Genomic DNA, 349 nt, shown 5'->3' with positions numbered 1-349 from the left:
TGGGGCCGCAGCCAGGGCACGGGGCACCCCGGCATCACGTTCTTCAACCGTGGTGGCGGCGTGATCACCTTCGACCCCTTTAACCGTCTGGATCGACAGATGAATGCGCATCTGTTCCTGTTCGGTCCGACCGGATCGGGCAAGTCGGCCACCCTGAACAACATCCTGAACCAGGTCGCCGCAATCTACCGCCCGCGCATGTTCATTGTCGAGGCAGGCAACTCCTTCGGCCTGTTCGGCGACTTCGCCAAGCGCCTCGGGCTCACGGTCAACCGGGTCAAACTCGCGCCGGGATCGGGTGTCAGCTTGGCACCGTACGCCGATGCCCGCCGCCTGATTGAGACACCCA

General features: G+C 63.9%; 1 pseudogene. It reads left to right on the top strand.

The features are described 5' to 3' along the window. Positions 1 to 349 (top strand): annotated as a pseudogene (locus RCF13_RS05435) (conjugative transfer ATPase); the annotation flags it as partial.

This window comes from Stenotrophomonas maltophilia group sp. RNC7 (genome assembly GCF_030910085.1).
Taxonomy (GTDB): Bacteria; Pseudomonadota; Gammaproteobacteria; order Xanthomonadales; family Xanthomonadaceae; genus Stenotrophomonas; species Stenotrophomonas sepilia.
This window is presented reverse-complemented; position numbering and strand designations above follow the sequence as displayed.